Annotated in this window: 26 protein-coding genes; 13 read left to right on the top strand and 13 right to left on the bottom strand. The window is 63.9% G+C overall.

The genetic code is table 11. The annotated features are described in order from the left end of the window. Position 1 precedes the first annotated feature (1 nt). The 7 genes from uca to urtE are packed head-to-tail and all read left to right on the top strand — an operon-like array spanning position 2 to position 9,878. Positions 2–3,622 (top strand): urea carboxylase, encoded by a 3,621-nt coding sequence (uca, locus tag ACP3TA_RS12650; RefSeq protein WP_426784636.1) that lies wholly within the window; start codon positions 2–4, stop codon positions 3,620–3,622. A 14-nt stretch (positions 3,623–3,636) separates the two neighbouring features. Further along, positions 3,637–4,347, top strand: a complete 711-nt coding sequence (locus ACP3TA_RS12655) for a GntR family transcriptional regulator (RefSeq protein ID WP_033644224.1) — start codon at positions 3,637–3,639, stop codon at positions 4,345–4,347. 35 nt (positions 4,348–4,382) lie between these two features. Continuing rightward, complete coding sequence (gene urtA / locus ACP3TA_RS12660; protein WP_025302020.1) at positions 4,383–5,651, top strand: urea ABC transporter substrate-binding protein; 1,269 nt, start codon at positions 4,383–4,385, stop codon at positions 5,649–5,651. Between the two features lie 56 nt (positions 5,652–5,707). Continuing rightward, positions 5,708–7,288: an urea ABC transporter permease subunit UrtB gene (gene urtB, locus ACP3TA_RS12665; RefSeq protein WP_426784637.1), complete on the top strand. Its 1,581-nt coding sequence runs from the start codon at positions 5,708–5,710 to the stop codon at positions 7,286–7,288. Next, positions 7,288–8,364, top strand: a complete 1,077-nt coding sequence (gene urtC, locus ACP3TA_RS12670; protein ID WP_033642333.1) for an urea ABC transporter permease subunit UrtC — start codon at positions 7,288–7,290, stop codon at positions 8,362–8,364. Before urtB ends, urtC begins: the two co-directional genes overlap by 1 nt. Then, positions 8,361–9,167, top strand: a complete 807-nt coding sequence (gene urtD, locus ACP3TA_RS12675; RefSeq protein WP_015377102.1) for an urea ABC transporter ATP-binding protein UrtD — start codon at positions 8,361–8,363, stop codon at positions 9,165–9,167. The genes urtC and urtD overlap by 4 nt, the downstream gene beginning before the upstream one ends. Positions 9,168–9,179: 12 nt before the next feature. Beyond that, on the top strand, positions 9,180–9,878 hold the full coding sequence (gene urtE / locus ACP3TA_RS12680; RefSeq protein WP_033642334.1) for an urea ABC transporter ATP-binding subunit UrtE: 699 nt from the start codon (positions 9,180–9,182) through the stop codon (positions 9,876–9,878). Positions 9,879–9,885: 7 nt separating this feature from the next. On the opposite strand, the gene ACP3TA_RS12685 is transcribed toward urtE, so the two are convergent. Beyond that, positions 9,886–10,185 carry a type II toxin-antitoxin system RelE/ParE family toxin gene (locus tag ACP3TA_RS12685; RefSeq protein WP_089196766.1) on the bottom strand — a complete coding sequence of 100 codons (300 nt, stop codon included), beginning with the start codon at positions 10,183–10,185 and terminating at the stop codon, positions 9,886–9,888. Next, complete coding sequence (locus tag ACP3TA_RS12690; RefSeq protein ID WP_004939442.1) at positions 10,170–10,433, bottom strand: type II toxin-antitoxin system ParD family antitoxin; 264 nt, start codon at positions 10,431–10,433, stop codon at positions 10,170–10,172. Before ACP3TA_RS12690 ends, ACP3TA_RS12685 begins: the two co-directional genes overlap by 16 nt. A 134-nt stretch (positions 10,434–10,567) precedes the next feature. On the opposite strand from ACP3TA_RS12690, the gene ACP3TA_RS12695 reads away from it, so the two are divergent. Beyond that, positions 10,568–11,080: a DUF2165 family protein gene (locus tag ACP3TA_RS12695; RefSeq protein WP_206196167.1), complete on the top strand. Its 513-nt coding sequence runs from the start codon at positions 10,568–10,570 to the stop codon at positions 11,078–11,080. A 22-nt stretch (positions 11,081–11,102) separates the two neighbouring features. Here ACP3TA_RS12695 and ACP3TA_RS12700 read toward each other — a convergent pair whose 3' ends face one another. The 4 genes from ACP3TA_RS12700 to ACP3TA_RS12715 all read right to left on the bottom strand — a co-directional run bounded on the left by ACP3TA_RS12700 (position 11,103) and on the right by ACP3TA_RS12715 (position 13,511). Next, complete coding sequence (locus ACP3TA_RS12700; protein WP_033642337.1) at positions 11,103–11,615, bottom strand: GNAT family N-acetyltransferase; 513 nt, start codon at positions 11,613–11,615, stop codon at positions 11,103–11,105. A gap of 24 nt (positions 11,616–11,639) precedes the next feature. After that, complete coding sequence (locus ACP3TA_RS12705) at positions 11,640–11,987, bottom strand: type II toxin-antitoxin system RelE/ParE family toxin (RefSeq protein WP_052133736.1); 348 nt, start codon at positions 11,985–11,987, stop codon at positions 11,640–11,642. Then, a complete protein-coding gene (locus tag ACP3TA_RS12710) occupies positions 11,947–12,207 on the bottom strand; it encodes a type II toxin-antitoxin system Phd/YefM family antitoxin (RefSeq protein ID WP_016928576.1) in 261 nt (86 codons plus the stop codon). Before ACP3TA_RS12710 ends, ACP3TA_RS12705 begins: the two co-directional genes overlap by 41 nt. A gap of 68 nt (positions 12,208–12,275) precedes the next feature. Continuing rightward, positions 12,276–13,511, bottom strand: a complete 1,236-nt coding sequence (locus ACP3TA_RS12715; RefSeq protein ID WP_033652678.1) for an FAD-dependent oxidoreductase — start codon at positions 13,509–13,511, stop codon at positions 12,276–12,278. A 280-nt stretch (positions 13,512–13,791) separates the two neighbouring features. On the opposite strand from ACP3TA_RS12715, the gene ACP3TA_RS12720 reads away from it, so the two are divergent. Continuing rightward, on the top strand, positions 13,792–14,661 hold the full coding sequence (locus ACP3TA_RS12720; RefSeq protein ID WP_206196168.1) for a LysR substrate-binding domain-containing protein: 870 nt from the start codon (positions 13,792–13,794) through the stop codon (positions 14,659–14,661). On the opposite strand, the gene sseA is transcribed toward ACP3TA_RS12720, so the two are convergent. Next, complete coding sequence (sseA, locus tag ACP3TA_RS12725; RefSeq protein ID WP_033642341.1) at positions 14,658–15,503, bottom strand: 3-mercaptopyruvate sulfurtransferase; 846 nt, start codon at positions 15,501–15,503, stop codon at positions 14,658–14,660. The genes ACP3TA_RS12720 and sseA overlap by 4 nt on opposite strands. 107 nt (positions 15,504–15,610) lie before the next feature. Between sseA and ACP3TA_RS12730 the strand changes: the two genes are divergently transcribed. Beyond that, positions 15,611–16,033, top strand: a complete 423-nt coding sequence (locus tag ACP3TA_RS12730; RefSeq protein WP_033642342.1) for an NUDIX hydrolase — start codon at positions 15,611–15,613, stop codon at positions 16,031–16,033. A 10-nt stretch (positions 16,034–16,043) separates the two neighbouring features. Here the strand turns inward: ACP3TA_RS12730 and ACP3TA_RS12735 are convergent, their stop codons facing one another. The 3 genes from ACP3TA_RS12735 to ACP3TA_RS12745 form a co-directional block, all read right to left on the bottom strand. Further along, on the bottom strand, positions 16,044–16,709 hold the full coding sequence (locus ACP3TA_RS12735) for an epimerase (RefSeq protein ID WP_206196169.1): 666 nt from the start codon (positions 16,707–16,709) through the stop codon (positions 16,044–16,046). Next, positions 16,706–17,731: an AraC family transcriptional regulator gene (locus ACP3TA_RS12740; protein WP_426784638.1), complete on the bottom strand. Its 1,026-nt coding sequence runs from the start codon at positions 17,729–17,731 to the stop codon at positions 16,706–16,708. The genes ACP3TA_RS12735 and ACP3TA_RS12740 overlap by 4 nt, the downstream gene beginning before the upstream one ends. 81 nt (positions 17,732–17,812) lie before the next feature. After that, positions 17,813–19,249, bottom strand: coding sequence for a PLP-dependent aminotransferase family protein (locus ACP3TA_RS12745; protein WP_206196170.1), 1,437 nt, complete (start codon positions 19,247–19,249; stop codon positions 17,813–17,815). A 180-nt stretch (positions 19,250–19,429) separates the two neighbouring features. On the opposite strand from ACP3TA_RS12745, the gene ACP3TA_RS12750 reads away from it, so the two are divergent. From ACP3TA_RS12750 to ACP3TA_RS12760, 3 genes are all read left to right on the top strand, one after another. After that, entirely contained in the window at positions 19,430–19,612 is a 183-nt protein-coding gene (locus tag ACP3TA_RS12750) for a DUF1127 domain-containing protein (RefSeq protein ID WP_071845081.1), read from the top strand. A 9-nt stretch (positions 19,613–19,621) separates the two neighbouring features. After that, entirely contained in the window at positions 19,622–20,245 is a 624-nt protein-coding gene (locus ACP3TA_RS12755; RefSeq protein ID WP_046686652.1) for a glutathione S-transferase family protein, read from the top strand. Between the two features lie 228 nt (positions 20,246–20,473). Then, complete coding sequence (locus tag ACP3TA_RS12760) at positions 20,474–21,604, top strand: Gfo/Idh/MocA family protein (protein WP_206196171.1); 1,131 nt, start codon at positions 20,474–20,476, stop codon at positions 21,602–21,604. A gap of 101 nt (positions 21,605–21,705) precedes the next feature. On the opposite strand, the gene ACP3TA_RS12765 is transcribed toward ACP3TA_RS12760, so the two are convergent. Genes ACP3TA_RS12765 through ACP3TA_RS12775 form a run of 3 tightly spaced genes read right to left on the bottom strand, consistent with a single transcriptional unit; the run spans position 21,706 to position 24,837 of the window. Beyond that, positions 21,706–23,577 (bottom strand): amidohydrolase, encoded by a 1,872-nt coding sequence (locus tag ACP3TA_RS12765; RefSeq protein ID WP_033652684.1) that lies wholly within the window; start codon positions 23,575–23,577, stop codon positions 21,706–21,708. A gap of 21 nt (positions 23,578–23,598) precedes the next feature. Further along, positions 23,599–24,144: an antibiotic biosynthesis monooxygenase gene (locus tag ACP3TA_RS12770; RefSeq protein WP_033652685.1), complete on the bottom strand. Its 546-nt coding sequence runs from the start codon at positions 24,142–24,144 to the stop codon at positions 23,599–23,601. Positions 24,145–24,192: 48 nt separating this feature from the next. Beyond that, complete coding sequence (locus ACP3TA_RS12775) at positions 24,193–24,837, bottom strand: hydrolase (protein ID WP_046686653.1); 645 nt, start codon at positions 24,835–24,837, stop codon at positions 24,193–24,195. Positions 24,838–24,862: the final 25 nt, after the last annotated feature.

Here is a 24,862-nt window from a genome sequence, read left to right on the forward strand (position 1 = left end):
CATGTTTACTACCGTACTGATCGCTAACCGCGGCGAAATCGCCTGCCGCGCCATTCGCACCCTGAAACGCCTGGGCGTAACCAGCGTGGCGGTCTATTCCGACGCCGACCGCAATGCGCCGCACGTCGCCGAGGCCGACAGGGCGGTGGCGCTCGGCGGCGACAAGGCCGCCGACAGCTACCTGCGCATCGACAAGATCCTCGCGGCGGCAGCGGCCACCGGCGCGCAGGCGATCTACCCCGGCTACGGCTTTTTGTCCGAGAGCGCCGAGTTTGCCGACGCCTGCGAAGCGGCGGGCATCGCCTTTATCGGCCCGACGGCGGCGCAGATGCGCGAGTTCGGCCTCAAGCACCGGGCGCGCGAGCTGGCGGCGTTGGCCGGGGTGCCGATGACGCCGGGCACCGGCTTGCTGGAGAGCGTTGAGCAGGCGGTTACCGCCGCCGCGCGCATCGGCTACCCGGTGATGCTGAAAAGCACCGCCGGCGGTGGCGGTATCGGCCTGACGCGCTGTGACGACGAGGCGGCGCTGCGCGACGCGTACGACAGCGTCAAACGGCTGGGAGAGCAGTTCTTCCGCGACGCCGGCGCCTTTATCGAACGCTTCGTCGATCGGGCGCGCCACGTCGAGGTGCAGATTTTCGGCGACGGCCAGGGGCGGGTGGCGGCGCTCGGCGAACGCGACTGCTCGCTGCAGCGCCGCAACCAAAAGGTGGTGGAGGAAACCCCGGCGCCGCACCTGCCGGCGGCGACACGCCAGGCGCTGCATCGGGCGGCGGTGGCGCTGGGCGAGTCGGTGAATTACCGCAGCGCCGGCACCGTAGAATTCATTTATGACGCCGCGCGCGACGAGTTTTACTTCCTGGAAGTGAACACCCGCTTACAGGTCGAGCACCCGATCACCGAAATGGTCACCGGCCTGGATCTGATCGAAGGCATGCTGCAGGTGGCGGCGGGCGACGCGCTGGATTGGGCGGCGCTGCAACGCACGCCGCAGGGTGTGGCGATCGAAGTGCGCCTCTACGCCGAAGATCCGCTGAAAAACTTCCAGCCCAGCCCCGGCGTGCTGACCGAGGTGCATTTCCCCACCGACGTGCGCCTCGACGGTTGGGTGGCGACCGGCAGCGAAGTCTCGGCGTTTTACGACCCGATGATCGCCAAGCTGATCGTGCACGGCGCGGATCGGGCGCAGGCGCTGGAAAAACTGCGCGTGGCGCTGGCGGCGACCCGTTTGCACGGCATCGCCACCAACCTCGATTATCTGCGGCAGGTGATCGCCACGCCGCAATTTCAGCGCGGCGACGTTTGGACGCGTCTGCTGGACGATGTGCGTTTCCAGCCGCACTGCCTCGAAGTGCTGCAACCCGGCACCTACAGCAGCGTGCAGGATTATCCCGGCCGCCTCGGCTATTGGGACATCGGCGTGCCGCCGTCCGGCCCGATGGACGACTTCGCGTTCCGGCTGGCCAACCGCATCGTCGGCAACCACCCGGCGGCCGCCGGGCTCGAGTTTACCCTGCAGGGGCCGACGTTGCGCTTTCACTGCGACGCCACCATCGCGCTGACGGGTGCCAGCTGCCCGGCCGATTTGGACGGCGAAGCGGTCGCTTACTGGCGGCCGATCGCGGTGCGGGCCGGGCAGGTGCTGACGCTGGGGCGCGCCACGCACGGCTGCCGCACCTATCTGGCGGTACGCAACGGCTTTGACGTGCCGGTGTATCTCGGCAGCCGCTCCACCTTCGCGCTGGGCCAGTTCGGCGGCCACGCCGGGCGCACCTTGCGCGTGGCGGACATGCTGGCGATCGCCCAACCGGCGCTGGCGGCCAGCACCACGCCGGCGCCGATCGCCGTGCCGCAGGCGATGGACGACAGCCTGATCCCGCACTACGGCGACCAGTGGCACATCGGCGTGCTGTACGGGCCGCACGGCGCGCCGGACTTTTTCACCGCTGAATCGATAGAGGCCTTTTTCGCCACCGACTGGCAGGTGCATTACAACTCCAACCGCCTCGGGGTGCGCCTGTCGGGGCCGAAGCCCGAGTGGGCGCGGGAGGACGGCGGCGAGGCCGGTTTGCATCCTTCCAACGTGCACGACTGCGAGTACGCCATCGGCGCCATCAACTTCACCGGCGACTTCCCGGTGATCCTGACCCGCGACGGGCCCAGCCTCGGCGGCTTCGTTTGCCCGGTGACCATCGCCAAGGCTGAACTGTGGAAAGTGGGGCAGGTGAAGCCGGGCGACCGCATCCGTTTCCATCCGATCGGCTTCCGGCAGGCGCAGTCGCTGGAGCAGGCGCAGCTCGGCAGCATCGAAGCGCTGGCGGCGGTGAAGGCCATCACCCTGCCGCCGCCGGATCTGGCCCCGGCGGAGACCGTTTCCGCCGCGGTGCTGGCGGCGCTGCCGGCGGCGGAAGGGCGCCCGGCGGTGGCGTATCGACAGGCGGGGGACGGCTACATCCTGATGGAGTACGGCGACAACGTGCTCGATCTGGCGCTGCGGCTGCGCATTCATCTGCTGATGCAGTCGCTGCGTGAGGGGGCGATACCGGGCGTGGCGGAGCTGGCGCCGGGCGTGCGTTCGCTGCAGATCCGCTACGACAGCCGGCAGATTAGCCAGGCCGACCTGCTGCAGCGCCTGCTGGCGCGCGAACGGGCGCTGGGGGACGTCAGCCGCCTGAAGGTGCCGACGCGCACCGTGTGGCTGCCGATGGCGTTTGAGGATTCGGCCACGCTGGGGGCGGTGGATCGCTATCAACAGACGGTGCGCGCCTCGGCGCCCTGGCTGCCGAACAACGTCGATTTCATTCAGCGCATCAATGGCCTGAGCCGACGCGAGCAGGTGCGCGACATTCTGTTCGACGCCAGCTACCTGATCCTCGGGCTGGGCGACGTTTACCTCGGCGCGCCCTGCGCGGTGCCGCTCGATCCGCGCCATCGCCTGCTGAGCTCCAAATACAATCCGGCGCGCACCCACACCGCCGAAGGGACGGTCGGCATCGGCGGCATGTACATGTGCATCTACGGCATGGACTCGCCGGGCGGTTACCAGCTGGTGGGGCGCACGCTGCCGATCTGGAACAAGTTTCTCAAAAACCCGCAGTTCACCGCCGGTGAGCCCTGGCTGCTGCGCTTCTTCGATCAGGTGCGCTTCTACCCGGTCAGCGAGCGAGAGCTGGACGAGCAGCGCGAAGCGTTCCGTGAAGGGCGCATGCAGGTGCGCATCGAAGAGAGCGAGTTCGACTTCGCCGCCTACACCCGTTTCCTGGCCGACAACGCCGAGGCGATCGCCGACTTCCAGCATCGCCAGCAGCAGGCGTTCAGCGCCGAAGTGGCGCGCTGGCGCAGCGATGACGACGAGGCCGAGGCGCAGCTGTTGCCGCCGGAGGAAGAAGACGCCATCGACGGCGATCTGGTCAGCGCCGATCTGAACGGCAGCGTGTGGAAGATCCTGGTGGAACCGGGGCAGGTGGTGGCGGCCGGGCAGCCGCTGATCGTGGTCGAGGCGATGAAAATGGAGCTGGCGGTCACTGCGCCGCGCGCCGGGATCGTTAAACGCATCAGCTGCCGGCAGGGGCGGCCGGTCGGGCCGGGCGACGCCCTGCTGTGGCTGGAAAAGGCGGTCTGAACGGAGGAGCGATGATGCAAATCACCAACGGAGAGCACAAGGCGCGCCCGGAAGGGTTGGCGGAGCGCATTTATCTGCAGCTCAAGGCCGACATCTTCGAGTTTCGCCTGCTGCCGGGCGATCGCTTCAGCGAAAGCGACGTGGCGCAGCGCATGGCGGCCAGCCGCACGCCGGTGCGTCAGGCGCTGTTTCGGCTGGAGCGCGAAGGCTATGTCGAGGTGTTGTTTCGCAGCGGTTGGCAGGTGCGGCCGTTCGACTTCGCCTACTTCGAAGAGCTGTACGACCTGCGCATCGTGCTGGAGCAAGAGGCGGTGAAACGGCTGTGCGAACGCCCGGCCGGGGAAACGCCGGACGCGCTGGCGGCGCTGAGCCGTTTTTGGACCGAAGCGCCGCGCCTGGCGGACGGCAAGGCGGTGTCGCAGCACGATGAGCAGTTTCATCAGGCGTTGGTGGCCGCGGCGGGCAACGGCGAAATGGCGCGCATTCACCGCGAACTGACCGAAAAGATCCGCATCATTCGCCGGCTGGATTTCACCCAGCAGGCGCGGGTGGACGCCACCTACCGCGAGCACGCCGCCATTTTGCAGGCGATCCTGCAGCGGCAAAGCGGGGCGGCGCAAACGCTGCTCGGCGAGCACATCGCCGTCAGCAAGGCAGAAGTGCGAAAAATAACGCTGCACATGTTGCACCAGGCGCGGGCTCAGCAGCCTGCGCGCTCGGCGTAACGATTTTGATTTCATACACATCAGGAGTTTGAACTATGCAACGTCGTCGTTTTATCAAAGCTTTTGCGCTGTCCGCCGCCGCTGTCGGCCTGGGCCTGGCCTGGAGCGCGCAGGCCGCCGACACCATCAAGGTCGGCATTCTGAGTTCGCTCTCCGGCACCATGGCGATTTCCGAGACGCCGCTGAAGGATGTGGCGCTGATGACCATCGACGAGATCAACGCCAAAGGTGGGGTGCTCGGCAAAAAGCTGGAGCCGGTGGTGGTGGATCCGGCCTCCAACTGGCCGCTGTTCGCCGAAAAGGCGCGCCAGCTGCTGAGCCAGGACAAGGTGGCGGCGGTGTTCGGCTGCTGGACTTCGGTGTCGCGCAAGTCGGTGCTGCCGGTGTTTGAGGAGCTGAACGGCCTGCTGTTCTATCCGGTGCAATACGAAGGCGAAGAGATGTCGCCGAACGTGTTCTACACCGGCGCGGCGCCGAACCAGCAGGCGATCCCGGCGGTGGAATACCTGCTGAGCGAGGACGGCGGCGGCGCCAAGCGCTTCTTCCTGTTGGGCACCGATTACGTCTATCCGCGCACCACCAACAAGATCCTGCGCGCCTTCCTGCACAGCAAAGGCGTGCAGGACAAGGATATCGAAGAGGTCTATACGCCGTTCGGCTACAGCGATTACCAGACCATCGTCGCCAACATCAAGAAGTTCGCCGCCGGCGGCAACACCGCGGTGATCTCCACCATCAACGGCGATTCCAACGTGCCGTTCTACAAAGAACTCGCCAACCAGGGCGTCAAGGCCACCGACGTGCCGGTGATCGCCTTCTCGGTCGGCGAGGAAGAGCTGCGCGGCATCGACACCAAGCCGCTGGTGGGCAACCTGGCGGCCTGGAACTACTTCGAATCGCTGGATAACCCGACCAACAAACAGTTTGTCAGCCAGTGGAAAGCCTACGCCAAGGCGCACAATCTGCCGAATTACGCCACTGCGGTCACCAACGATCCGATGGAGGCCACCTACGTCGGCCTCCACATGTGGGCGCAGGCAGTGGAAAAGGCCGGCACCACCGACGTCGATAAGGTGCGCGCGGCGATGGCCGGGCAAACCTTCGCCGCGCCGTCGGGCTTCACGCTGACTATGGACAAGACCAATCACCACCTGCACAAGCCGGTGATGATCGGCGAGATCGAGGGCAACGGCCAGTTCAACGTGGTGTGGCAGACCGAAGCGCCGGTGCGCGCGCAGCCGTGGAGTCCCTATATCGCCGGCAACGACAAAAAACCGGATTACCCGGTGAAAGGCGGCAAGTAACGTCACTCAGCGCCGGCGCGGCTCGACGCGCGCCGGCCCAACAGAAGAGGCAGCTGATGCAATCTCCGTTTTTATCCTCTCTGCGCGCCGGGCTGTGGCTGTTGTGCGCCTGGCCCCTGCTGGCGCAGGCCGGGCCGGCCGATGAGTTCGCGGCGGCCACTCGCGCGCAGCAGGCTAAACTGCTGCAGGCGTGGGCGGCCGAGCCGGACGCCGCGCGCCTGCCGTTGCTGCAGGGGCTGCAGCAGGAAACCGTGGTGATCGACGGGGCGAAACGCGCCTTTATCCGCCAGGGCGACCGCTATCTGCCGCTTGAAGGTGAGGCGGCCCCGGTTGGCGAGCCGAAGAAAGTGTGGCTGAACAACCGGCTGCGCATTCTGATCGCCAACGCGTTGTCGACGCAGCGGTTGGTCAGCGCGGACGCGGCGGTGCGGCTGCAGGCGGCGACCGCGCTGCAGCGCGAGGCGCAGGGCGAGCAGTTGCCGCTGTTGACCCGGCGGCTGGCGCAGGAGAAAGACCCGCAGGTACGCGACGCGCTGAGCATTGCGCTGGCGAACCTGCAATTGGCCGACGCCAGCCCGCAGGTGCGCTTCAATGCGGTGCGGCTGCTGGGGGAATCGGGCGAGCCGGAAACCCGCGCGCGGCTGCAAGCCTTGACCGATGCGGCCAATGAGCCGGACGCCGCGGTGCGCGCCGAGGCGCAGCGCAGCCTGCAGCGCGTGCAGCACCGCCTGATGATCGGCGATCTGCTCGGCCAGGCGTTCAGCGGCCTGTCGCTCGGTTCGATCCTGCTGCTGGCGGCGCTCGGCCTGGCGATCACCTACGGCCTGCTCGGCGTCATCAATATGGCGCACGGCGAAATGCTGATGCTCGGCGCCTATTCCGCCTATCTGGTGCAGGGGCTGTTTCAGCAATTTGCGCCGCAGTGGCTGGCGCTCTACCCGCTGGCGGCGCTGCCGGTGGCGTTCGCCATCACCGCCGGGATCGGTATGCTGCTGGAGCGCACGGTGATCCGCCACCTGTACGGCCGACCGCTGGAAACCCTGCTGGCCACCTGGGGCATCAGCCTGGTGCTGATCCAACTGGTGCGGGTGCTGTTCGGCGCGCAGAACGTCGAGGTCGCCAACCCGGCGTGGCTGTCGGGCGGCGTGCAGCTGTTGCCGAACCTGGTGTTGCCGTGGAACCGCATCGCGGTGATCGCGTTCGTGCTGCTGGTGCTGGCGTTGACCTGGCTGCTGCTGAACAAAACCCGGCTCGGCATGAACGTGCGCGCGGTGACGCAAAACCGCGCGATGGCGGCCTGCTGCGGCGTGCCCACCGGGCGGGTGGACATGCTGGCCTTCGGGTTGGGATCCGGCATCGCCGGGCTTGGCGGGGTGGCGCTGTCGCAGTTGGGCAACGTCGGGCCGGAGCTGGGGCAAGGTTACATCATCGATTCGTTCCTGGTGGTGGTGCTCGGCGGCGTCGGCCAGCTGGCGGGGACGGTGGCGGCGGCCTTCGGCCTCGGCATCGTCAACAAGATCCTCGAGCCGCAGATCGGCGCCGTGTTGGGCAAGATCCTGATCCTGGTGCTGATCGTTCTGTTTATTCAAAAGCGTCCGCAGGGGCTATTCGCCCTTAAGGGCAGGGTGATTGACTGATGAGCCAACCATTGACCGTAACCGGCGTGCAGAAAGCGCCCCGGCTGGCGTTGAGCATCGGCGGGCTGGCGTTGCTGGCGCTGCTGGTCATGCCGTTCATGACGTTGTTGCCGGCGGGTCATCCGCTGGCGGTGTCCACCTATACCCTGACGCTGGCGGGCAAGATCCTGTGCTACGCGGTGGTGGCGGTGGCGCTCGATCTGGTGTGGGGCTATGCCGGGCTGCTGTCGCTCGGCCACGGGCTGTTCTTCGCGCTCGGCGGCTACGCCATGGGCATGTACCTGATGCGGCAGGCGGCGGGAGACGGGCTGCCGGCGTTTATGGCGTTCCTCTCCTGGAACGAGCTGCCGTGGTTCTGGAGCGGCACCCAGCATTTCGCCTGGGCGCTGTGCCTGATCGTGCTGGTGCCGGGCCTGTTGGCTTTCCTGTTCGGCTACTTCGCCTTTCGCTCGAAAATCAAAGGGGTGTACTTCTCGATCATGACCCAGGCGCTGACCTATGCCGGCATGCTGCTGTTCTTTCGCAACGAGACCGGTTTCGGCGGCAATAACGGCTTTACCGGTTTCACCACGCTGCTCGGCTTTCCCATCACCGCCGCCGGCACGCGGGTGGCGCTGTTCCTGGCGACGGTGCTGCTGCTGGCCGCCAGCCTGGCCATCGGCTTTGCGCTGGCGCGCAGCAAGTTCGGCCGGGTGCTGACCGCGGTGCGCGATGCGGAAAACCGCCTGACCTTCTGCGGCTACGATCCGAAGGGCTTCAAGCTGTTCGTCTGGACGCTGTCGGCGGTGCTGTGCGGGCTGGCCGGCGCGCTCTATGTGCCGCAGGTCGGCATCATCAACCCCGGCGAAATGTCGCCGACCAACTCGATCGAGGCCGCCATTTGGGTAGCCCTTGGCGGGCGAGGCACCCTGGTGGGGCCGCTGCTCGGCGCCGGCATCGTCAACGGCGCCAAGAGCTGGTTCACCATGGCCATTCCCGAATACTGGCAGTTTTTCCTCGGCCTGATGTTTATCGTCGTCACGTTGTTTCTGCCCAAAGGGGTGATTGGCCTGCTGCGTCGGAGGAAATCCTCATGAAGGCGATGCAAGTGACCGACGAACTGTTTACCCATCCGCTGCCGGCGGACAAATACCGGCAGCAAACCGATCCGGTGTTGCAGCTCGACAACGTCAACGTCAGCTTCGACGGTTTTCGCGCGCTGACCGATCTGTCGCTGCGCATTGGCGTCGGCGAACTGCGCTGCGTGATCGGCCCCAACGGCGCCGGCAAGACCACGCTGATGGATGTGATCACCGGCAAAACCCGGCCGGACAGCGGCAGGGTGTTTTACGACCAGACCGTCGATCTGACCCGGCTGGCGCCGATGCAGATCGCCCATGCCGGCATCGGCCGCAAGTTTCAAAAACCGACGGTGTTCGAGGCGCTGACGGTGTTCGAAAATCTGGAGATCGCCCAGAAAACCCGCAAGTCGGTATGGGCCTGCCTGCGCGCCCGTTTAAGCAGCGAACAGCGAGACCGCATCGACGAGATGCTGAAGACCCTGCGGCTGGGGCACGAGCGCCACCGGCCCGCCGGGCTGCTGTCCCACGGGCAGAAACAGTTTCTCGAGATCGGCATGCTGCTGGTGCAGGAACCGCACCTGCTGTTGCTCGACGAGCCGGCGGCCGGCATGACCGACGCTGAAACCGACTACACCGCCGAACTGTTCCGCGAGCTGGCGGGCAAGCATTCGCTGATGGTGGTGGAGCACGACATGGGGTTTGTGGAAACCATTGCCGATCGCGTGACGGTGCTGCATCAGGGACAGGTGCTGGCGGAAGGATCGCTGGCGCAGGTGCAGGCCGATGAACGGGTGATTGAGGTATATCTGGGGCGCTGAGGAGGCGTAATCATGCTGCAGGTAGAGGAATTGAATCAGTATTACGGCGGCAGCCACATTCTGCGCGGCCTGTCGTTCGAGGCGCGCATCGGCGAGGTGACCTGCCTGCTGGGGCGCAATGGCGTGGGCAAGACCACGCTGCTGAAATGCCTGATGGGGCTGATCCCGGCGCGCAGCGGCAGCGTCCGTTGGCGGGGCGAAACCATCACCGGTAAAAAGCCGCATCAGCGGGTGCAGGCGGGCATCGCCTATGTGCCGCAGGGGCGGGAGATTTTTCCGCGCCTGACGGTGGAGGAAAATCTGCTGATGGGGCTGGCGCGTTTTTCCGGCGCCGACGCGCGCGCGGTGCCGGATCCGATCTATGAACTGTTTCCGGTGCTGCGGCAAATGAAGGATCGGCGCGGCGGCGATCTTTCCGGCGGGCAGCAACAGCAGCTGGCGATCGGCCGGGCGCTGGCCTGCCGGCCGCAGCTGTTGATCCTCGACGAACCGACGGAAGGGATCCAACCTTCGGTGATCAAGGAGATCGGCGCGGTGATCAAACAGCTGGCGGCGCGGGGCGATATGGCGATCCTGCTGGTGGAGCAGTTCTATGACTTCGCCGCCGACCTGGCGGACAGCTATCTGGTGATGTCGCGCGGCAGCATCGTGCAGCGCGGCGCCGGCAGCGCTATGGAACAGGACGGCGTACGCGGGCTGGTGGCGATTTAACGTTGGGTCAGCTGAAAAAGGATTGGCTGAGCGGATCGCGGGAATGATGCAGCACTCTGATGATATTCACCTCCCGCCTGTGCTGTCGAAAATAAATTAGGTGGTTGGCGACGGGCGATACCCATAGGCCGGGGCCGATTGCATCGATGTTTTTGCCGAGTTGGTGGTGGCTAAGGTTATCGAAAGCCTGATGCAGGCGGCGCAGATAATCTTCGGCCACCTGCAAGCCAAAGTGCGCCAACCCGTAAAAATAGATCTCTTCCATATCGTCCAACGCTTTTGGACGAACGGTTACTCTCCTGCGCATCCTTTTGCTTTGCTCCGTATTCTTTCCATGAACACATCACGATCCCATTCGACGGCTTCGCCGCTGTTCTCTCCTTCGGCGATCAAGCGCCTAAGCTCTTCCAGTTTTGAGGCGGCGGTACGTTCGCGCAAAGTGCGCACGGATTCGCGGATGACTTCGCTGGGCGTTCGGTAATCGCCGCTGGCCACCAGGTCTTCGACGAAGCTACGCAGTTCGTCACCCAGATCTACCGTTAGTGTTCTGCCCATTGTTCCTCCTCACTTTCGGCTATGCTGCGTCATTGTAAGATTAGTTCTTACATTGTGCACGTCAAACTATCAGGCTCTCAAGAGCGGTCCCGTCATGAGGACGGGAGCCACCCGTTTATTCATTAAGGATAACCATGAACGAAACCACTGTGTCACGCCTCGGTTGCATCGTCCTGTCCCTGTTTCCGGCCCTGTGGGGGCTGTTTAGCCTGTTGAACAATACGGCGGATTTCGCCGGCACCGCGCGCAATGCGGTGGGGCCGCTGCTCGCCATGCAGGATACTTATCAAACGCCGGGGCTGATGTGGCGCGCGATCAGCGCCGACTGGGCCTGCATGTTGGGGTTGGCGGTCATCACCGCGCTGGAAACGCTGGCCGGCCTATTCGCGACGGCGGGCGTGGCGCTGATGATCGGGCGATTGAAAGGCCCTTACGCCGCTTTCGCCAAGGGCAAAGCCTGGGCGATGCTGGGGGCGCTTTGCGCGATAACGGTGTGGGGCGTCGGCTTTATGGTGGTCGCCGGCGACTGGTTTATGGCCTGGCAGGCCAAGAAGGATCCGCTGGCGGTGCAGCTGGGGGCGCTGATCTACCTGGCGCCCAATGCGTTTGCCTTGCTGTTCTTGATGCTGCAGCGGGAGCCGCGCTAAACGACGGCGGAGTGGGGCGCGGTTACAGCGCCTTGCTCATATACCAAATGCCTATCGAGCCCTGGGCGCTGGTGTAGCAGGTCTCGCCACAAATGCTCAATCCTTGACGCTGATAAAAACGTTGGGCGCGGGTGTTGCGTTGCAGCACTTCCAGCCACAGCGTTTTTTGCCGACGGTCGATAGCCCGCTGCTGCACCTGTTCGTACAGGCGCTGGCCATAGCCGTTGCCGGCATGGCCCGGCAGAAAATAGATTTTCTGCAGCTCTGCGCCGATGTGCTCGGTTGGTGCCAGCAGGCTGTCGAAGTTCACCCGCGCATAGCCGACGAGGGCGTCATCCTCATGGGCCAACAGCCAGCACACGTCGGGATCGCGCAGCGTCCGTTCCAGCGCGGAGACGGAAAAATCCTCCGCCAGAAAGGCCTCCAGCTCGTGCGGGTAGCGCCACAGCTCACCGAAGTGGGCGCGGTAGGTGCGGATGCCGATATCGCGCACTTGCGTTAAATCTTCCAGCAATGCCTGACGAACGGTGAACATCAGTGCCCCTTTGAGTAAGAAAAATTACAGCCGTTGTTCCAGATGGCGGTGAGGCACCATCGCCTGATGCAGAATGGCGAGAACGGTGATGCCGGCAGGGCGGTTGCGGTAGTAGATCCTATGGCTGGCGTAAGGAAAACGGCGTATCTCTTCGCCCAGATCGTGGAAGTGAGCTTTACCCGCTTCCGGCATATCTGCCAAATGATGCATGACCTCTCTCAACTGCTCAAGATAGCGGCGAGATTGCGCTTGGCCCCAGTGCTCGATGGTGAAATGACGAATAGCCAGCAGATCTTGTTGGGCCTGCGGGGTGAGGCGAAACGCGGGTATCTCAGTCTGTTTCATCGGTGAGCAGACGGTTGAAGAAGGCATCGCCGTCTACCGCCTTACCGGCGTCTTCCTCGGCGGTAGCCTGCGCGATTTTTTGCTGCAGTGCGCTTAATTTGAGATCTTCCAGCGCCTGGTAATCTTCTACAGACATGACGACGGCGACCGGTTTGCCGTTGCGATTGATTTGCACCGGTTCACGCTGCGCCTTGAGCAGCAAATCGCCGAATTGGGTTTTGGCCTCGTTCGCGGTGAGTGCGTACATTTAATCGCTCCAGTTAATTAAATCGTTCGATTTAACCATTATACGGCGCGATGAAAAAATCACCAATGCTATTCCGGCGGGCAGGTTTCGTTGGACAGATGCCGCGGTGTTTCACGGCGAAAACCCAGGCCGATGATGCGGCCGAACAGGCGCGGCAGCCAGCGGCTGTTGCCGACGCGGGCGATCAAGCGCGAGCCGCCCGCCGCGCGGCGTTCGCCCGGCTTGCGCTGGCTCATTTTGATCTGCAAAAACTGGATGGCGCGAGTGGGGAATTCGCGCCGGCGCTGCACGCTCAGCAGATGCTTCAGCTGCAGCCGATGCTGGCGCAGCGGCGGGATCAGGGCGTTGGCGGCGGCCACCGCGTCCTGAATCGCCAGGTTGACGCCCACGCCGCCGATCGGCGACATGGCGTGCGCGGCGTCGCCGATGCACAGCACTCCCGGTTTGGCCCAGCGATCCAGACGATCGATGCGAATGCTCAGCAGTTTGACCTGATCCCACTCGACGATCTCCTGCAGGCGATCGTCCTGGAACGGCGCCACCTCGGCGAGGTGCAGCAAAAATTTCTCCAGCCCGCTGCGGCGGATCGCATCGAAGCTGCCTTTGTCGATAGAGTAACCGCACTGCCAGTAGTCGCCGCGATCGATCATGATGAAGTTCTGTTTCGGCCCGGTGTGGCCCATCGACCAGGCCGGATCGCCCGGCTGCTTGCTGAGCTTCATCCACAATACGTCGCGCGGCGCGCCGAAGGATCGGCTGCTGAGCGCCGCCTGTTCGCGCACCACCGAGTTGCGGCCGTCGGTACCGACCACCAACTGGCTGCGCACGCGGATCGGGCCTTCTGGCGTGTCGGCCAGCACACCGCACACCTGGCCGCGGTCGTACAGCAGCTGGTGAACCTGCGTTGAGGTCAGCAGCCTGAAGTTGGGGAAGGCGGCGGCCTGCTGGGCCAAAAAGTTGAGGAACTCCCACTGCGGCATAAAGGCGATAAATTTGCAGCGCGTCGGCAGGCGGGTGAAATCCGCCAGCTTGATGTCGCGTCCGGCGACTTCGGCGTGCAGAGATTCCGCGCGCTGATGCGGCAGCGTCAGCAGCTCGTCGAGCAGGCCCAGTTGATGCATGACTTCCAGCGTCGACGGGTGAATGGTGTCACCGCGAAAATCGCGCAGGAAATCGGCGTGCTTCTCCAGCACCGTCACGTCGATCCCCGCCCGCGCCAGCAGATAGCCGAGCATCAGCCCGGCGGGGCCGCCTCCCACGATGCAGCAGGTGGTGGCGTAAGGTGTGATTGGTGATGACGACATGGCGGTTGACCCCGGAGAGCGGCCCGCATCCCGCGAGCCGCAAATGAATATGCAATATTGATAATGATTATCAATATCACATTGAGCTGTCAACCCGCGGCGCAGTGTGGTCAAAGGGAGCGGACAGAGGGGCGGAACCGGCGGGCAGGGTAAAACGGTATTGCATCGCGAGTATAAGGATTCTCCGGAAAGACATTGACCCGGAGCGCGTGACACGCCATCTTTATCAGTAAAATCGGTATTATTTTGATTGATGATTCAGAAAATCAGGATGGTCAGCATGGGGCGAATAACGTTCGATCTCGAGGATTTGCGCAGCTTCGTCACCGGCGTCGAGCTGGGCAGCTTCGCCAAGGCGGCTGAACGGCTGGGGCGTTCGACGTCGGCGGTCAGCGCCCACCTGAAAAAGCTGGAACAGCAGGTTGGCGCGCCGATCCTGCGCAAGGCCGGGCGCGGCATGGTGATGACCGAGACGGGGGAGACCCTGCTCGGTTACGCGCGCCGCCTGCTGGAGCTTAATGACGAAGCCGCCGCCGCGGTGCGCGGGCTGGATCTGCAGGGCACGGTGCGGCTGGGGCTGCAGGAGGATTTCGGCGAGACGTTTCTGCCGCAGGTGTTGGGCAGCTTCGCGCGCGCCAATCCAAAGGTGAGGATCGAGGCACGCATCGCGCGTAATGCCGAGCTGATCGACTGGGTGCTGAAAGGCCAGCTGGATCTGTCGCTGGCGTGGGATGGCGGTCTGAGCACGCCGTTTCATCAGGCGCTGGGGCAGCGGCAGTTGCACTGGATCGCGTCGCCCGGCTTCGCGCTGGCGCCCTGGCGAGAAGGGGATGAGCCGTTGCCGTTGGTGATGTTCGATGCGCCCTGTCTGATGCGCAGCGCGGCGACGCAGGTGCTGGATCGCGCCGGCATACCCTGGCGCATCGCCTTTAGCAGCCGCAGCCTGAACGGCGTGTGGGCGGCGGTGAGCGCCGGGTTGGGCGTTACGGTGCGCACGGCGGCGGGCTTGCCGCCCGGCCTGTCACCGCTGGCCCCCGATCTGCTGCCCGCTCTCGGCCAACTCGGCGTGGTGCTGCACCGCGCCGAGGATCAGCCTTCGGCCGCCGTGCAGCGGCTGGCGCAGATCGTGGTCGAGCGGATCGAAACTTAATCTTGGGCGATAGGCTGCTTGCCGCTCAGCTGGCCCCATTCGCTCCAGGCACCGTCATACAACTTGACCTGCGGCGCGCCGAGCGACAGCAGGCCAAACGCCAGCACCGCCGCCGTCACGCCGGAGCCGCAGCTGGTGATGATTGGGCCGTTGATGTCCACCCCTTTGTCGCTGAAGGTTTGGCGCAGCGCTTCCAACGATTTGAAGCGGCCGTTTTCCAGCAGCTCGCCGTACGGAATGTTGATGCTGCCGGGAATATGGCCGCGGTGCAGGCCGGGGCGCGGCTCTGGCGCTTCGGCATAAAAGCGCGGCGCGGCGCGCGCGTCGAGAATTTGCACCGGCGTGCCTAACGCTTGCTCCACTTGCCGCATATCCACCACCGCGTCGGCGTTGAATCGGGCGTTGAACGTCTGCGGGGCAGGCTGCGCCGGGCCGGTTTCCAGCGCTTGCCCCAGCGCGGTCCAGCCGTTCAGCCCTTCATCCAGCACATAAACGCGCTCGGCGCCGAAATTGCGGAAAGTCCACCAGCCGCGCGGTGCGGAGAACTGGTTGCCCTCGTCGTAAATCACCAGGGTATCGCGCTCGCTGATGCCCAATTGGCCCGCCGCCGCGGCGAATTCCGCCGCCGTCGGCAACATGTGCGGCAGCGCGGTGTTTTTGTCCGCCACCTCGTCGATATCAAAATAGACCGCGCCGGGGATATGGCCGCGTTCGAACTCGGCAAGCATGTCTTTTTTCGGCGTCAGCCCGACCGGCGACATCCGAACGTCGATCACCACCAGATTTTCATCGTTGATATGTTGCGCAAGCCATTGGGGAGTCACCAGAAACGGAGAGTTCATCGTCATTGTTCGCCTGTTGTGAAAACGGATTTTCACTATACACCAGGCCGCGCGGGGATGAAGTATGATGTTCAGTCAAAGGCGATGGGGCCGGGAGCGGAGAAATCATGACGGACGAGGCGTTTGGCGGGGCCAAGATCGCGCTGCTGTGCGACGGTCTCTTGCTGGTTTACCAACGGGACGACAAGCCGGGCATTCCGTGGCCCGGTCAGTGGGATCTGCCCGGCGGCGGGCGGGAAAACGGCGAAACGCCGCTGCAGTGCGTGCAGCGGGAAACGCGGGAAGAGTTCGGCGTGGCGATCGCCGAACACCAGGTTGTCTGGCGGCGGCGCTACGCCGGCATTTTGCCCGGCTCCCCGCCGACCTGGTTTATGGCCGGCGAGATCGCCCCGGCGCAGATCGCCGCCATTCGCTTCGGCGACGAAGGCCAGCGCTGGCGGATGATGCCGGTGGCGCAGTTTATTGAGCATCCGCAGGGCATCGAGCATCTGCGCCGCCGGGTGGCGGAGTATTGGCGGCGGCGCGGTTGATGACGGTATTTCAGCGCGTCGCCAGTTGATTGATCTGCGGCGGCTCCAGGATGCGCAAGGCCGTTTCCCGGCGCGCCACCGCCAGCATCGCCAGCCCGATTCGTTCGGTGCTGCTCACCTGCGCGGGAAACAGTCGCAATGCGCCGAGCCACAGCGGCTTGAACAGCCGATAAATCAGATCGTATGCGCGGACTTTGGAGCGAATGCCGTGCAGCGGCACAATGGCGCCGGGGCGGAACATCACCGCGTGGAACGGCAGCGCCAGCAGCGCGTTTTCGGTGGCGCCCTTGACCCTGGCCCACATGCTGCGGCCGCGTTCGCTGCTGTCGGTGCCGACGCCGGAAACGTAGAGGAAGACCATCGTCGGATTCAGCCTCGCCAGCGGGGGGGCGGCGGCCAGCGTCAGATCGTAAGTCACCGCGCGATATTCGGCTTCGCTCAGGCCGGCGGACGAAATCCCCAGGCAGAAGAAACAGGCGTCATAGCCGGCGAGCTGCGGCTCCAGCGCCGACAGATCACGCAGATCGGGCAGGGAGAGCTGGCGCAGCTTGGCGTGGCTCTGCGCCACCGGACGACGGCCGATGCTGAGCACCTCGCTGACGCGCGGATCGCGCAGGCATTCCCGCAACGCGCCCTGGCCCACCATGCCGCTGGCGCCGAAGATAATCACTTTCATGCTCTGTTCTCCCACTGGCCGGCGGTGCGCTGCATGCGCCAGCGGCTGGGCGTCAGCGCTTCCCACTGAATAAAGGCGCGGCTGAACGAATTCAGCTCTTCGAATCCCAGCACAAAGGCGATTTCCCCTGGCTCAAGATCGGTCTCCGCCAACAAGCGGCAGGCGGTGCGGTGGCGGGTTTTGTCCAACAACTGCTGGTAGCTGTAGCCGTGCCGTTGCAGACGGCGCTGCAGCGTGCGTGGGCTGAGATAGAGCTCCGCGGCCACGCTGTTGACGCTGGGGCGCTGGCCGCGCATGCTGCGGCCGAGGATCGTCATCACCTGTGTGGGCAAGTCTTGCTCGGCGCGCGCTTCGGCCAACTCGGCTTCCAGCTCCGGCAGCAGCAGCGCCAGCATGTCCTGGTCGTGGGTGATGAGCGGCTGCTGCATCAGCGCACGGTCAAATACCAGCACGTCCAGCGGCGCGTCGAATCGCACCGGGCAGCCGAAGTGGCGCAGCAGCGGTGAGTGGGGATCGCGACGGCGGGTCACTTCAAGCGCCTTGGGCTGCAGCGGTAAACCGGTGCCACGGCGGCACAGGGTGGTGATAGAGGCGAACATGGTGTCTATCAGCAATTCCGGCGTATGGTCCTCAATCATCGTCCAACGCGTATGCAGCCGAACGCTGTCGCCATCTTCCTCCAGCATCAGTTCTTCCGGGCACACCAACCGTTTGTAGCGCGCGACTTTACGCAGGGCCTCGCCCATCGTGGCGGAGTGCAGTGCGGCGACCGACGCGATATCGTAATGTTCCGGCGCGACGTCGCCGCCCAGCCGCAGACCAAAGGCGGGATCGTCGCTCAGTTGGGCGAGGGCGCGCCAGACGGCGAAGAACTGGTGGGTGGTCAACCGCACTTTTACGCGCCGCTCGCTGAGCAGCCCGGCGGGCAAGCCGGCCAACTGACCGACCCGTTCGAGATCGATGCCTTGCGCCGCGAGGCGCACCGCCAACGCGTTGGAAACCGGAATTTGATCGCTGCTCATGGTTGTTGCCTGCCAGTGGTAAGAGAAGGCATTACTCTAAAACAACCTGTCCGTGTGCCGATAATCCGATCGCGTCAAGATTTAATCCGATTGCGCCAAACTGTCGCTCGGCATCAGCGCCTGGATGGTGGCGCCGACCCGTTGTACCGCCTGTTCGATCTCCGTCGTCAGCGTCGGCGCATAGTTGATGCGCAGACAGTTGCGGTACTTGCCGGCGGCGGAAAAAATGCTGCCGACGGCGATTTGCACGCCTTGCTGTTCAAGATGGCGGTTCAGCCGCAGGGTGTCGAACGCCTCGTCCAGTTCGATCCACAGCATAAAACCGCCGCGCGGCCGGCTGACGCGGGTGCCGGCCGGGAAGTATTTCAGGATCAGATCGGTCATGCGGTCGCGGTTTTGCTGGTAGCGGGCGCGCATGCGCCGCAGGTGCTTCAGATAGTGCCCGCCGCGGATGAAGTCGGCGATCGCCAGCTGCGGCTGGGTGGCGGTGGCGCCGGAGCCGATGAACTTCATGTGCAGCACCCGCTCCAGATAACGGCCGGGCGCGATCCAGCCCACGCGCAGCCCCGGCGCCAGCGTTTTGGAAAACGAGCTGCACAGCAGCACGCGGCCATCTTCGTCGAACGATTTGATGGTGCGCGGCCGCGGGTAGTGATAGGCGATGTCGCCGTAAACGTCATCCTCGATGATCGCCGCGTCGTGGCGCTGCGCCAGCGTCAGCAGCCGCTGTTTATGGGCGTCGGGCATGATGTAGCCCAGCGGGTTGTTGCAGTTGGGCGTCAGCAGGACGGCCTTGACCGGCCACTGTTCCAGCGCCATCTCCAGCGCCGCCAGGCTGACGCCGGTCAGCGGATCGGTGGGGATTTCCAGCGCTTTGATGCCCAATCCCTTTAGCGTTTGCATGGTGCCGTGGAAGCAGGGGGAATCGACCGCCACGATGTCGCCGGGTTGGCAAACGGCGCGCAGCCCGGCCGAGATCGCTTCCTGACAGCCGGTGGTGATCAGCAACTGATCGGCGCCGATTTGGCAGCCGGAATCCAGCAGCAGGCGAGCGACCTGTTCGCGCAGCGCGGTCACGCCCTGGATGCTGTCGTAATACAGGCTGCGCAAGTCGCCGTGACGGGCGGCGTTGCGCAGGGCGACGATCAGCGGTTTCATCGTCGGCTCGGCGATGTCCGGCATGCCGCGCCCCAGTTGGATCAGGCCCTCGCGCGGCCGGGTGCGCACCAGTTCCAGCACCTGTTCCCATTGCGAAATGTCCACCGGGCGCTGCGTCGGCGCCGTCATGGCGGGCAGCTCGGCCTGCGTGCGCTGCGCATGCACGAAGTAGCCCGATTTCGGTCGCGCTTCCACCAGGCGCCGTTCTTCCAGCAGGCGGTAGGCTTGTTGCACCGTGCTGATGCTGACGCCGTGTTCCAGGCTCAGCGCGCGCACCGAAGGCAAGCGGTGGCCGACCGGATACAGCCCATGCTGAATGCGTTGGCTGAGAATGGCGGCCAGCGTGGCGTAGCGTGTCATACAGATATCCCTCATCAGGAAAAGTAACCGAAAAACCGGTACAGATGCCTCAAAAGTAAACCATTCAGCGCATTTTGGTATGCAGCTGTATGAAAAAAATAACGCTAACGTGCATCTGTATTGTTTTTTGCCCGGCGCGCATCATCACAACAAGGCGAAAACATCAGGGGGAATAATAAGATGGCTCTGTTTGATGGCATGACGACGTGGCGACGAGGAGGCTGGTCACGCTGGCGTTGGTATTTGTTGCGTCGCAGAACGCGCAGAGAGTTACTGCTGCTGAACGACAGGCAACTGGCGGATATCGGCCTGACGCGGGCGGATGCCTGGCGGGAAGGGTATAAACCGTTCTGGAGAGAATAAGGAAAGCGGATGCTGAAATTATTGGGCAAAGCCTCATCGATCAACGTGCGCAAGGTGCTGTGGACCAGCCATGAGCTGGGGCTGACGCTGGAACGGGAAGACTGGGGCAGCGGCTTTCGCTCCACGCAGGAACCCGAGTTTTTGGCGCTCAATCCCAACGGCCTGGTGCCGGTGCTGATCGACGGCGCACGGGTGCTGTGGGAGTCGAACACCATTTGCCGCTATCTGGCGGGGCGGGAAGGGCGCCGCGATCTGCTGCCGCAGGAACCCGGCGCGCGCGCGGCGGTGGAGATGTGGATGGACTGGCAGGCCACCGATCTGAATGGCGCCTGGCGCTATGTGTTCATGTCACGCGTACGCGGGCATGCGGATTACCAGGATGCCGCCAGCCTGGCCGCCGCCGAGCGCGAGTGGAATCGGCTGATGGGCTTGCTGGATGCGCATTTGGCGCAGCACGGCCCTTACGCCGCCGGCGCTGCCTTCACGCTGGCGGACGTAGTGCTGGGGCTGTCGCTCAACCGCTGGCTGATGACGTCGTTCGAGCGGCCGGAGTATGCGGCGCTGGCGGCCTATCAGCAGCGCCTGCTGCAACGCCCTGGCTACGTTCAGCACGGTGCCAACGGTTTACCGTAATATGAAATAAATGATTCATTTTAACTTATCCGGATACGGCAACGCCGCGTTCGGATTTTCCTTTTTGCATCATCCTGTCAACGTTTCATGAACGACATCACGAATCCGAACTTTCTTTTTCCGTGCGCTTGTTATTGAAATTTATATTCCATATAAAACCGTTATCAGCTGGCGCGTTTCACTCAGGGCGCCGGGTTTCAGGCAAGATTTCGGTCACGGGAGAGGATGATGAAACAGGTACGCGTTGGGTTAATCGGCACCGGCTATATCGGGCGTTGTCACGCTATCGCTTATGCGCAGGCCCCCACGGTATTTCCCCTTAAAGGGGATCTGGTTCTGGAGATGCTGGCGGAGGTGACGCCCGAGCTGGCGGCGCAGCGCGCGGCCGAGTTCGGCTTTGCGCGTTCGACCGGCGACTGGCGGCAGCTGGTGGCCGATCCGGCGATCGACGTGGTGGACATCTGCGCCCCCAACTTCTTGCACAAAGAGATGGCGCTGGCGGCGATCCGCCACGGCAAGCACGTGTATTCGGAAAAACCGCTGGCGCTGGATGCCGCCGACGCGGCGGAGATGGTGCAGGCCGCCCGCGCCAAGGGGGTGAAAACGCTGGTCGGTTTCAACTACATGAAAAACCCCACCAGCCAGCTGGCGCGCGAGATCATCGCCAACGGCGAAATCGGCGAGGTGGTGCATTTTTACGGCACCCACAATGAGGATTACCTGGCCGACCCGCGCACGCCGATCGACTGGCACTGCCGCCGCGCCAGCGCCGGGCTGGGCGCGTTGGGGGATCTGGCGGCGCACATCGTCAATATGGCGCACTACCTGGTGGGCGATATCGTGGCGGTCTCTGGCGATATGCAGACCGTGATCAAACAGCGGCCGGATCCGCAAGACCCGTCGCGTATGCATCCGGTGGAAAACGAAGATCAGGCCGGCGCGCTGCTGCGTTTCGCCGGCGGGGCGATGGGCACTATCGAAACGTCGCGCATCGCCTGCGGGCGCAAGATGGGGCTGACCTATGTGGTTACCGGCACCAAAGGCACGCTGAGTTATACCCAGGAACGGATGGCCGAACTGAAGCTGTATCGACACGATGAACCGGCGGAGCGGCAGGGGTTCAAGACGTTGCTGGTGGGGCCGAAGCACCCGGACTATGTGGCGTTTTGCATCAGCGCCGGGCACGGCATTGGTTTTAACGATCAGAAGACGGTAGAGATCCGCGATCTGGTCAACGGCATCGCCGCGGGCGATCGCATGTGGCCGGACTTTGAAGAGGGCTGGAAGGTGTCGTGCGTGCTGGACGCGATAGCCGCCTCCGCCGAGCAGCGGCGCTGGCTGGAGATCAACCGCGATTGAAAAGGAAATGGCGCTCTCCGCGGACAGCGCCATTAATTTATCATTTTGCCAGCTTAATAGCTTATTAAATTAATTTTATAATAAGTTATTGGCTTGATAACTTAGAACGAGAAACACGAACAGCCGAACGCGCCCCAGAAGGCATTCTCGTCCGACACCGGGATGCTGGAGCGGCGCGCGATGTCATGCTGGTGCGCGTGCACGCCGCACGGGCCGCAGCATTGGTGCGCCTGGCTCACTACCCCGACGCGGGCCGCCGCCGACGGCGGCGCGGAGCGGTAATGGCCCGGCACCTGGGTGACCGGCGACCACTCCGGCAGCACCGGCAGCGGCGGCGGCGCCAGCGGCGAGAAGCTGCCGGCGGCGTAGACCACCTTGCCGTCCACCACCGTCATTACCGACTCGATGCCTTTGATCTGCTCTTCCGGCACGCTGAAGTAGTCCTGCGACAGCACCGCCAAATCCGCCAGTTGGCCGACCTTGATCTGGCCTTTCTTGCCCTGTTCGGTGGAGAACCAGGCGCTGCCCTGGGTCCACAGCATCAGCGCCGTTTCGCGATCCAGCCGGGCGCTGTCGTCGTACATCGCCATGCCGCCGACGGTGCGGCCGGAGACCAGCCAGTACAGCGCCGTCCACGGGTTGTAGCTGGCGACGCGGGTGGCGTCGGTGCCCAGCCCGACCGGCAGCTCGGCCGCCAACATTTTCGCTACCGGCGGCGTATGTTTGGTGGCTTCGATGCCGTAGCGGTCGGCGAAATATTCCCCCTGGAACGCCATGCGGTGCTGGACCGCAATGCCGCCGCCCAGCGCCTTGACGCGCTCGATATTGCGTTCGGTAATGGTTTCGGCGTGGTCGAACAGCCAGTGCAGGCCGTTGAACGGAATATCGCGGTTCACCTTCTCGAACACGTCCAGCATGCGGCTGATGGATTCGTCATAGGTGGCGTGCAGGCGGAACGGCCAGCGGTGCTCGACCAGATGGCGCACCACCCGCTCCAGCTCGTCTTCGGTGCCCGGCGGCAGATCCGGGCGCGGCTGCAGGAAGTCTTCGAAGTCGGCGGCGGAAAACACCAGCATCTCGCCGGCGCCGTTGTGGCGATAGAAGTCGGTGCCCTGGCCCGGTTTGAGCATGTCGGTCCACAGCTCGAAGTCTTCCAGTTCCTGCTTCGGCCGCTGGGTGAACAGGTTATAGGCGATGCGGATGGTCAGCTGCTTTTTCTCGTGCAGCTCGGCGATCACCTGATAATCCTCCGGGTAGTTCTGGAAACCGCCGCCGGCGTCGATGGCGCTGGTGAGGCCGAGGCGGTTCAGCTCACGCATAAACTGGCGGGTGGAGTTGACCTGCTGTTCCAGCGGCAGCTTCGGCCCTTTCGCCAGCGTGGCGTACAGGATCATGGCGTTGGGTTTGGCGATCAGCATGCCGGTCGGGTTGCCGTTGGCGTCGCGCTGGATCTCGCCGCCCGGCGGGTTCGGCGTGTCTTTGGTGTAGCCGACTACCTTCAGCGCCGCGCGGTTGAGCAGCGCGCGATCGTATAAATGCAGAATAAATACCGGCGTGTCCGGCGCCGCCTGGTTGATTTCGTCCAGCGTCGGCATGCGGCGTTCGGCAAACTGGAACTCGGTCCAGCCGCCGACCACCCGCACCCATTGCGGGCTCGGCGTGCGCAGCGCCTGCTCTTTCAACATGCGCAGCGCGTCGGCCAGCGAAGGCACGCCTTCCCAGCGCAGCTCCAGGTTGTAGTTCAGGCCGCCGCGGATCAGGTGCAGGTGCGAGTCGTTCAGGCCCGGAATGGCGGTGTGGCCGTGCAGATCGATCACCTGGGTTTCCGGCCCGGCGTGTTGCATGACTTCGGCTTCGCTGCCGACCGCCAGAAACTTGCCGTCGCGAATAGCGACCGCCTGCGCGGTGAGGTTTTGGCGGTCAACGGTGTGAAATTTGCCGTTGGTGAGGATCAATGAAGCGTGGTGGTTCATAACATTCTCCCGGCGAACCGCCTAGCGGCGGATCAGCCATTGATGAAAAACGCGAGTCACGATGGGCATCCACAGGTACACCACCAGAGCGACCACGGTGGCGTCATTGAGAAAATGGCCGAGCAGCGTGCCGTTCAACTGCGGCAGCGCCAGCCCCCAAAACCAGGGCACCAGATTGGTGGAAGGGAAGATCACCAGCAGGGTGATGATGAACTGCTTCCACTGGGGCGGTTGGCGCACGCCGGGGTTGGGCGGGGTAAACCAGAACTCCGCGCCGGGGCGGATCTCGATATGGTCATTCTCCAGCAACAGCGGAGTGACTTCTTCGATGTATTGCTTGCGCAGCGGCGAGTTGAGCCAGCGGTAGAGATTATCGACATTGTCGAAGCGGACCAGCACCGTATAGGCCTGTTCGCTGTCGGATGGGCGGATGACGTTGACGCCCAGATGGCCGGTGAAGCCCGCGGCGTCCGGCATGATGCGGTTCAGCCAGGCCTCATAGGCCTGCTCGTTCCCCGGCGCCAAACGGTGGGTGATCACCAGCGTGACATGCTGCGGATGGGCCATAAAACCGACTCCTGAAAATACCCCGGCGCGGGGCCGGGGCAGGGGGAATTATTTCACCGTGCGGGCCGGTGCGTGGTGCACCATGGTGTAAGCGTAGTCGACGCCCATGCCGTACGCGCCGCTGTGTTCGCGCACCAGCGCCATCACCGCGTCGTAGGTGTCTTTGCGCGCCCAGTCGCGTTGGTACTCCAGCAGCACCTGCTGCCAGGTCACCGGTACGGCGCCGGCCTGCACCATGCGTTCGATCGAGCGCTCGTGCGCATCGACGGAGGTGCCGCCGGAGGTGTCGGTCACCACATACACTTCATAGCCGGCTTCCAGCGCCATCAGCGCCGGGAAGGTCAGGCACACTTCGGTCCACAGCGCGGAGATCACCAGCTTTTTGCGGCCGGTGGCTTCCACGGCTTTGACGAAGGCCGCGTCTTCCCAGGAGTTCATCGAGGTGCGTTCAATCGGGGTGATTTCAGGGTGTACCGCCAGCAGCTCCGGCCAGATATAGCCGCTGAAGCTTTCGGTTTCGACCGAGGTGAAAAGGGTAGGAACGTTGAAAATCTTGCCTGCCTTCGCCAAACCAACAACGTTGTTTTTCAGTTGCTGACGATCAATATTAGCCACGCCGAAGGCCATTTGCGGTTGATGATCGATAAAAATCAGTGCGGAGTTGTCTTTATCAAGCAGTTGAAACTTGGACATAATTTACCTTCCCAGTGATATTTCG

The organism is Serratia sp. 2C06 (assembly GCF_050037615.1).
Taxonomy (GTDB): domain Bacteria; phylum Pseudomonadota; class Gammaproteobacteria; order Enterobacterales; family Enterobacteriaceae; genus Serratia; species Serratia ureilytica.

Bases quoted from the DNA above. Each gene is read 5' to 3' on its own strand.
- urtE (WP_033642334.1), top strand. From the start codon at position 9,180: ATGCTGCAGGTAGAGGAATTGAATCAGTATTACGGCGGCAGCCACATT.
- ACP3TA_RS12710 (WP_016928576.1), bottom strand. From the start codon at position 12,207: ATGTACGCACTCACCGCGAACGAGGCCAAAACCCAATTCGGCGATTTG.
- ACP3TA_RS12765 (WP_033652684.1), bottom strand. From the start codon at position 23,577: ATGAACCACCACGCTTCATTGATCCTCACCAACGGCAAATTTCACACC.
- ACP3TA_RS12690 (WP_004939442.1), bottom strand. From the start codon at position 10,433: ATGGGCAGAACACTAACGGTAGATCTGGGTGACGAACTGCGTAGCTTC.
- sseA (WP_033642341.1), bottom strand. From the start codon at position 15,503: ATGAACTCTCCGTTTCTGGTGACTCCCCAATGGCTTGCGCAACATATC.
- urtD (WP_015377102.1), top strand. From the start codon at position 8,361: ATGAAGGCGATGCAAGTGACCGACGAACTGTTTACCCATCCGCTGCCG.
- ACP3TA_RS12745 (WP_206196170.1), bottom strand. From the start codon at position 19,249: ATGACACGCTACGCCACGCTGGCCGCCATTCTCAGCCAACGCATTCAG.
- ACP3TA_RS12760 (WP_206196171.1), top strand. From the start codon at position 20,474: ATGAAACAGGTACGCGTTGGGTTAATCGGCACCGGCTATATCGGGCGT.
- ACP3TA_RS12655 (WP_033644224.1), top strand. From the start codon at position 3,637: ATGCAAATCACCAACGGAGAGCACAAGGCGCGCCCGGAAGGGTTGGCG.
- ACP3TA_RS12715 (WP_033652678.1), bottom strand. From the start codon at position 13,511: ATGTCGTCATCACCAATCACACCTTACGCCACCACCTGCTGCATCGTG.
- ACP3TA_RS12695 (WP_206196167.1), top strand. From the start codon at position 10,568: ATGAACGAAACCACTGTGTCACGCCTCGGTTGCATCGTCCTGTCCCTG.
- ACP3TA_RS12685 (WP_089196766.1), bottom strand. From the start codon at position 10,185: ATGCGCAGGAGAGTAACCGTTCGTCCAAAAGCGTTGGACGATATGGAA.
- uca (WP_426784636.1), top strand. From the start codon at position 2: ATGTTTACTACCGTACTGATCGCTAACCGCGGCGAAATCGCCTGCCGC.
- ACP3TA_RS12775 (WP_046686653.1), bottom strand. From the start codon at position 24,837: ATGTCCAAGTTTCAACTGCTTGATAAAGACAACTCCGCACTGATTTTT.
- ACP3TA_RS12740 (WP_426784638.1), bottom strand. From the start codon at position 17,731: ATGAGCAGCGATCAAATTCCGGTTTCCAACGCGTTGGCGGTGCGCCTC.
- ACP3TA_RS12720 (WP_206196168.1), top strand. From the start codon at position 13,792: ATGGGGCGAATAACGTTCGATCTCGAGGATTTGCGCAGCTTCGTCACC.
- ACP3TA_RS12705 (WP_052133736.1), bottom strand. From the start codon at position 11,987: ATGCCTTCTTCAACCGTCTGCTCACCGATGAAACAGACTGAGATACCC.
- ACP3TA_RS12730 (WP_033642342.1), top strand. From the start codon at position 15,611: ATGACGGACGAGGCGTTTGGCGGGGCCAAGATCGCGCTGCTGTGCGAC.
- ACP3TA_RS12735 (WP_206196169.1), bottom strand. From the start codon at position 16,709: ATGAAAGTGATTATCTTCGGCGCCAGCGGCATGGTGGGCCAGGGCGCG.
- ACP3TA_RS12755 (WP_046686652.1), top strand. From the start codon at position 19,622: ATGCTGAAATTATTGGGCAAAGCCTCATCGATCAACGTGCGCAAGGTG.
- urtA (WP_025302020.1), top strand. From the start codon at position 4,383: ATGCAACGTCGTCGTTTTATCAAAGCTTTTGCGCTGTCCGCCGCCGCT.
- urtB (WP_426784637.1), top strand. From the start codon at position 5,708: ATGCAATCTCCGTTTTTATCCTCTCTGCGCGCCGGGCTGTGGCTGTTG.
- urtC (WP_033642333.1), top strand. From the start codon at position 7,288: ATGAGCCAACCATTGACCGTAACCGGCGTGCAGAAAGCGCCCCGGCTG.
- ACP3TA_RS12700 (WP_033642337.1), bottom strand. From the start codon at position 11,615: ATGTTCACCGTTCGTCAGGCATTGCTGGAAGATTTAACGCAAGTGCGC.
- ACP3TA_RS12770 (WP_033652685.1), bottom strand. From the start codon at position 24,144: ATGGCCCATCCGCAGCATGTCACGCTGGTGATCACCCACCGTTTGGCG.
- ACP3TA_RS12750 (WP_071845081.1), top strand. From the start codon at position 19,430: ATGGCTCTGTTTGATGGCATGACGACGTGGCGACGAGGAGGCTGGTCA.